Annotated in this window: 5 protein-coding genes and 1 pseudogene; 5 read left to right on the top strand and 1 reads right to left on the bottom strand. The window is 64.0% G+C overall.

Annotated elements, in window-relative coordinates; genetic code table 11:
- Positions 1 to 302 (bottom strand): annotated as a pseudogene (locus BLW43_RS22165) (IS1634 family transposase); the annotation flags it as partial.
- 281 nt (positions 303 to 583) lie between these two features.
- On the opposite strand from BLW43_RS22165, the gene BLW43_RS23830 reads away from it, so the two are divergent.
- From BLW43_RS23830 to BLW43_RS22190, 5 genes are all read left to right on the top strand, one after another.
- On the top strand, positions 584 to 1,534 hold the full coding sequence (locus BLW43_RS23830; RefSeq protein ID WP_093257001.1) for a hypothetical protein: 951 nt from the start codon (positions 584 to 586) through the stop codon (positions 1,532 to 1,534).
- Between the two features lie 53 nt (positions 1,535 to 1,587).
- Positions 1,588 to 2,229: a 2-hydroxychromene-2-carboxylate isomerase gene (locus BLW43_RS22175; RefSeq protein ID WP_093257003.1), complete on the top strand. Its 642-nt coding sequence runs from the start codon at positions 1,588 to 1,590 to the stop codon at positions 2,227 to 2,229.
- A complete protein-coding gene (locus BLW43_RS22180; protein WP_217632288.1) occupies positions 2,226 to 4,079 on the top strand; it encodes a sulfatase family protein in 1,854 nt (617 codons plus the stop codon). Before BLW43_RS22175 ends, BLW43_RS22180 begins: the two co-directional genes overlap by 4 nt.
- Before the next feature lie 69 nt (positions 4,080 to 4,148).
- Positions 4,149 to 4,982, top strand: a complete 834-nt coding sequence (locus BLW43_RS22185; RefSeq protein WP_093257005.1) for a type 1 glutamine amidotransferase domain-containing protein — start codon at positions 4,149 to 4,151, stop codon at positions 4,980 to 4,982.
- Complete coding sequence (locus tag BLW43_RS22190; protein WP_245731171.1) at positions 4,975 to 5,523, top strand: hypothetical protein; 549 nt, start codon at positions 4,975 to 4,977, stop codon at positions 5,521 to 5,523. The genes BLW43_RS22185 and BLW43_RS22190 overlap by 8 nt, the downstream gene beginning before the upstream one ends.
- Positions 5,524 to 5,814 lie beyond the last annotated feature (291 nt).

The following is a 5,814-nucleotide window of genomic DNA, read 5'->3' on the forward strand; positions in this document are numbered from 1 at the left end:
CCCGAGCGCAGCGCGCGGCTCAGCGCCCGGTCGAAGCCGAGATCCTTCCACAGCTCGTGCAGCGCAAAGACGTCGCCGTAGCTTTGCGCGGGTTCGTGGGTGAGGTGCGAGGCGGTGTTCTCCGCCCGGCCCAGGACGCGGTTGAGCCCACTGATCAGGGGATCCAGCTTCTCGGGCGTGAGATCCTCGATCCGCCCCAGGTTCGCGATCACGCGGTGGCGAACCTTTCCCGCATCATCACGATAGCCCTCGACCAGCTGCAGATAGCGTCGTCCGCCCGACCGGGTGATCTTCGTGTACATGCCGCAACGATATCACGGCAGAAAACTGCTTTCCATCGTGAAATACCGATGACGTGCCACAACACAACTTCGCTGAAATCACCCCCGGGCAAAGGCTAAGTTATTGATTACCCAGAGGCTAACGGTCCGGGTGCCCGAAAATCGGGGCCGGAAGTGTCGAACTCCGGAGAGCTAGCCAGGCCGAAAATGAATACCCACTGGCCGCAGGTGATCCTGACCTGCGGTCGAAGGACGCATCCCTCGCTGTATATGCTGCACGTGCAAAATACGCGGAGGGGCGCATGCCACGCATATCCAAACTTGACGTCCGGGCCGAAGGCGGCGCGACCGGTGCGGTCCGTCGGCGCCTGTTCGCAGCGCTGGCCTGCGTGGTGGCCGGAGCATCGCCGAGCTTGGCGGATGTCACCAGCCTCGATCTGACCGATACCACCGCAGATGCGGCCTTGCCGCGCGAGAGCGGCGGCCAATCTGCGGACCTGTTATCCGCTTTTTTCGGGCTCGACAATGGCCTGCCAAGGCTGGCCAGCCGTGCGATCTGCCGCGGTGCGTTCGGCAAGGACGGCATGCCGGTGATCTTCTCGACCGAGATCGACCCCAAGACCATGCAGGCGGGCGATTTTCGGGTCACCACGGCGTCCGGTGCGACGGGTAACATGCTCTGCGTCACGCTTCTGCCGGCAACCGATGGCGGGGAGCTGCGCACGGTCTTGTTGGTGGGCGAATTCGGCGCTGCCGAAGCCGATCCGCCGGTGTCGGTTGAAATCGTCGGTCACCTTCACTCGATAGACGGAACGTTGGACTTCCGTGGCGCGCAGGTCGACGTCACGCCCCTGGCGCCGGGTCCGAGCCTGGTGATGGCCGAAATCGCCGATCCGACCGCGCAAGACCTCGGTCTTGGCCAGCGCCGCACCGATGGGGACGACTGCTCGACCGACGGAATTCAGCAGGCCGTACGCGTGGTCTGGGCCGGCGGCGTCACCTTGGAAGACGGCGATGAGCCTGGCGATGCGGAGCGCGACCTCTACCGTGTGACCGTGCGCGCCGCGGACGGGTCTGAGCGGGAGATCACCCCGGTCGCTCTCGCGGACCTCGGCGATGGCGACAACAATCACCTGCTCTGCCTCGATACCGCAGACACGCCTGTCTCGGTCGCCTTTCCCGCCGGTATCCTTGCCGACCCCAATGACGATCTGAACCCCGCCACCGAAGTCGCGGTGTCCCCCCGCCCGTGAACGGGGCGCGTGCTGCGCGCCCGAGCCCTTCAGCCCTGTCCGGAGCCATAGTGATGACGAAAACAGTCGACGTTTTCTGGTCTTTCAGAAGCCCTTATTCCTATCTTGTCACGCCGGCTCTCCTGAAGCTGCGCGACGATTTCGATGTGAGCGTGCGGTTTCGCCCTGTGCTGCCCATCGCGGTGCGTGCGAAGGGCGAACTTTTTGGCGACGATCCGCGCCGCGTCCGCTACATCCTGCTCGACATGGTGCGGCGCGCCGAGTTTCTCGGCATGCCCTTCGGGCGGCCCTCGCCCGATCCCGTGGTGCAGGATCTCAAGACCTTCGAAGTCGCGGAGGAGCAGCCCTACATCCACCGCCTGACCGGTCTCGGCGTCGAAGCCGAGCGGCGCGGCAAGGGGCTGGAATTCGCCTATCACGTTGCCGCACTGATCTGGGGCGGCACGCCGGGCTGGAATGAAGGCGATCGGCTCGCCGACGCTGTCGCAAAGGCAGGTCTCGATCTTGCGGAGATGGACGCCGCTATCGCCGCGAACGATCCCGCGCCCGAGATCGACGCGAACCAGGCGGCACTTGATGCCTCCGGCCATTGGGGCGTGCCCACCATGGTGTTCGAGGGCGAGCCCTTCTTCGGTCAGGACCGGATCGAAACCCTGCGCTGGCGCCTCGGCAAGGAAGGACTGGCGAAGCAATGACCCTGACCCGCACCACCCGCCGCGGCGCGCTGGCGCATATGCGCGCGGCGATCTGCTGGAAAAAGGCCCTCACCATGATTGGATCCACCCGAAACACGCTTGGCGCCCTGACGCTCACCGCCCTGACCGCGCTGCCGGCAATGGCACAGGACGCGCGCCCGAACATCCTCGTGGTGCTGTTCGACGACTTGGGCTTCACCGGCTTCGGCGCCTATGGTGGCGACGCGCGCACGCCCAATATCGATGCGCTGGCTGAGGCGGGAACGCTCTTCTCGCGCTACTACTCCTCGCCCTTCTGCGGGCCGAGCCGCGCCATGCTGATGACGGGCCTCGACAATCACCAGACGGGCATGGGCACGCTGGTGGAAACCGTGACGCCTGAGCAGAGCGAACTGCCCGGATATTCCATGGTCTGGGACGACGATCAGGCGACGATCGCGAGCCTTGTGACAGACGCCGGATACCAGACATATGTGACCGGGAAATGGGGCATCGGGGCCAAAGGCGCCAACCTGCCCAACCGCTTCGGCTTCGACCGCTCCTACGTCATGGATTCGACGGGCGGCAGCAACTACGACCATACCCACTACCTGCCGGGCTATCCGGAGGTGTCGTGGTACGAGGACGGCGAGCCCGTCCGCCTGCCCGAGGATTTCTATTCGTCCCGCAACCTCGTGGATCAGATGATCCGCTACATCGACGAAGGCGATGCCGATCAGCCCTTCTTCGCCTTCCTGTCGTTGCAGGCGATCCACATTCCCGTGCAGGCCCCGACCGAGTTCATCGACAAATATGACGGTGTCTTCGATGCCGGGTGGGACGTCTTGCGCGAAGAGCGCTGGCAGCGCGCGATCGAGCTTGGGCTGGTGCCAGAGACCACGACGCTGGCGCCGGTGCACGAAGGTCACCGCGCCTGGGATGATCTGACGCCCGAGGAGCGGGCCATCGCCGCGCGCGAGATGCAGGTGAATGCCGGCATGATCGAAGCAGCAGATTTCCACATCGGGCGTCTTCTGGATCACCTTGAGGCGATCGGACAGCTTGAGAACACCATCGTCGTCGTGACCTCGGACAACGGCCCGGATTCCGCCGTCACATCGCTCGGAAACCCGATCGCCAATCTTCTTCTTGATGGGATCCATCTCCTCGAAGGGATCGACACGTCGCCCGAGAACATGGGCCTGCCCGGCAGTCTGACCGCAATCGGCCCGGAATGGGCGTCTGTCTCCGCATCCCCTTTCAGCCTTTACAAGTTCTATTCAAGCGAAGGCGGGCTGCGGGTGCCGTTGGTGGTTGCGGGTCCCGGGGTCGCGGCGCGCGGCCCTCTGGACGCCCCGGTACATGTCTCCGACTTGATGCCGACTCTGCTGGATGCAGCCGGTGTGGCCTATGACGCGGGCGTGCTTTACGGGCGCAGTATCCTGCCCGTGCTTGCTGGCGAGACGGACGAGACACGCGGCGCCGATGAGGTCTTTGGCGGAGAAGTCAGCGGCAATGCGTCGCTCTATCGCGGCAACTGGAAACTCGTGCGAACCGCATTGCCCCGGGGCGACTTCACCTGGCGGCTTTTCGACCTGTCGGTCGATCCGGGCGAAACCACCGATCTATCGAGCAAAAATCCGGAGCTCTTCGCGGACATGCGGGCCGAGTACGAGGCCTATGCCGCCGAGACCGGCGTTCTCGATCTCGGACGCGACGAGTTTGCGACGGCGCAATTGGCGTCGAACCTGACCGAGCGGGTGATCGGCAAATACTGGCCTTACCTCGCCGGCCTCATCGTGGCGTTGCTCGCCGGTCTCTACGTCCTCTTCCGGCTTGTCCGGATGGTGGTCCGCCGCCCGGCCTACTGATCCTCGAACCCATGCGTGCGCCCCGCATCGAGGGGCACCTTTGCCAATCCCTGACTTTGGAGACCTGTCATGAACTGGATCGTCGTTACCCTTCTCGTCCTGGCCCTTCTGGCCCTCCTTACATACCTCTACCTGCCGGCCTTCCTGCGGCTTCTGGGCATCCACCGTCACTACACCGTCCCCGAATTTGACATGAAGGGGCGGCGGGCGCTGATGATCTGCACCAATCATGATCGTCTCGACCCCCTGAAGCGGGATACCGGCGCCTTCGGGTCGGAATTCACCGTGCCCTATTACGTCTTCGTCAACGCCGGCATGGAGGTCGACATGGCCTCCCCCAAGGGCGGCAAGATCCCGATCCAGCCCTGGTCCTGGTCCTGGCCGCTCGCCTGTCACGAAGACAAGCGCTTTATGAAGGACAAGAAGGCCATGCATGACCTGAAGAACTCCAAGGCGATCCCCGATCTCGACCCAAACGACTATGACGTGATCTTCATGGCCGGCGGCTGGGGCGCGGCCTACGACCTGATGCAGAGCGAGGCGATGAACGACTTCATTACACGCGCCAATGCCGCCGGAAAGATCCTCGGCTCGGTCTGCCACGGCGCGCTCGGCCTCTGCGGCGCCAAGGGGATCGACGGGGAGCCTCTGGTCAAGGGCCGGCGCGTGACCGGCGTTACCAACAACCAGATCAACACCTTCGGCATCGCGGTCACGCCGAAACACCCCGAGGAAGAACTGAAGAAGCTTGGCGCGATCTACGAATGCCAGCACGCCTTCCGCGACCCCTTCGCGACCCATACCACGATCGATGGCAACCTGATCACCGGCCAGAACCAGAACAGCGGTTACGAGACGGCGCACCGCATCCTCGAGAAAATGGCGACCCAGCGCAATGTCTGACGCTGACCGGCGCCACCAGGGGTCCATGGCAATGCCACGCCATGGGCTCCACCCCCACCTTGCCTGGGGTCCCGTGCACCGGGCCTCTTTCGGGCTGATCTACGGCTCGATCCTCGTCCTGAGCCTGTTAATGGCCATGGATGAGGCCCGCGACGGCCCATTCGAGGCCGCCATCGTCCTGTTCGGCTCGGTCCTTGCGGTGACGCTGGCCAAGATCTTCGCCGAGATTTTGTCCCACGGGATGGAGACGGGCGAGCGCATCCTGACCCGGAAGGCCATCGGAACGGCCTGGCAGCACAGCCATTCGACCCTGCTGGTCGCAAATGTGCCGACGGCGATCTTCATCGTCGCCGGGCTCGGGTGGCTGAGCGTCCCGACGGCGACCGGGCTTTCGCAACTGTTCTGCATCTCCGTCCTCGTCGCGCTTGGCGCGCGGGTGGGATGGGTCATCGACCACAGCTGGTGGCTGCCGATCGCGGGGGCGCTCTTTTCGGGGAGCGTGGGTGTCGGGCTGGCTGCGATGAAACACGCCATTCACTGAAAACGCGCGGCAGGCCCATGGACCCTGAGCGGGATCATGGCGTGCGGAGATTGCCCGTAATCGGCTGACGATGAACCGTTCGCTTGGAGAGGAATAGCATGTCCTGGCTTCGATATACCCTTGGCACCATCGCCGTTCTGGCGGTGATCCTCTACTTCGCGCTTCCGCCCACCCTGAGGGCGATGGGCTTTCACCCCCCAACTTCGACAGCAAAACGCGTAAGCGATTGATATTGTTATGGCCGGATGGGCCAAAATGTAACTACACGGGCTTGTCAGGCTGGTTTTGGCA

The sequence above is a fragment of the Rubrimonas cliftonensis genome, assembly GCF_900107585.1.
Classification (GTDB): domain Bacteria; phylum Pseudomonadota; class Alphaproteobacteria; order Rhodobacterales; family Rhodobacteraceae; genus Rubrimonas; species Rubrimonas cliftonensis.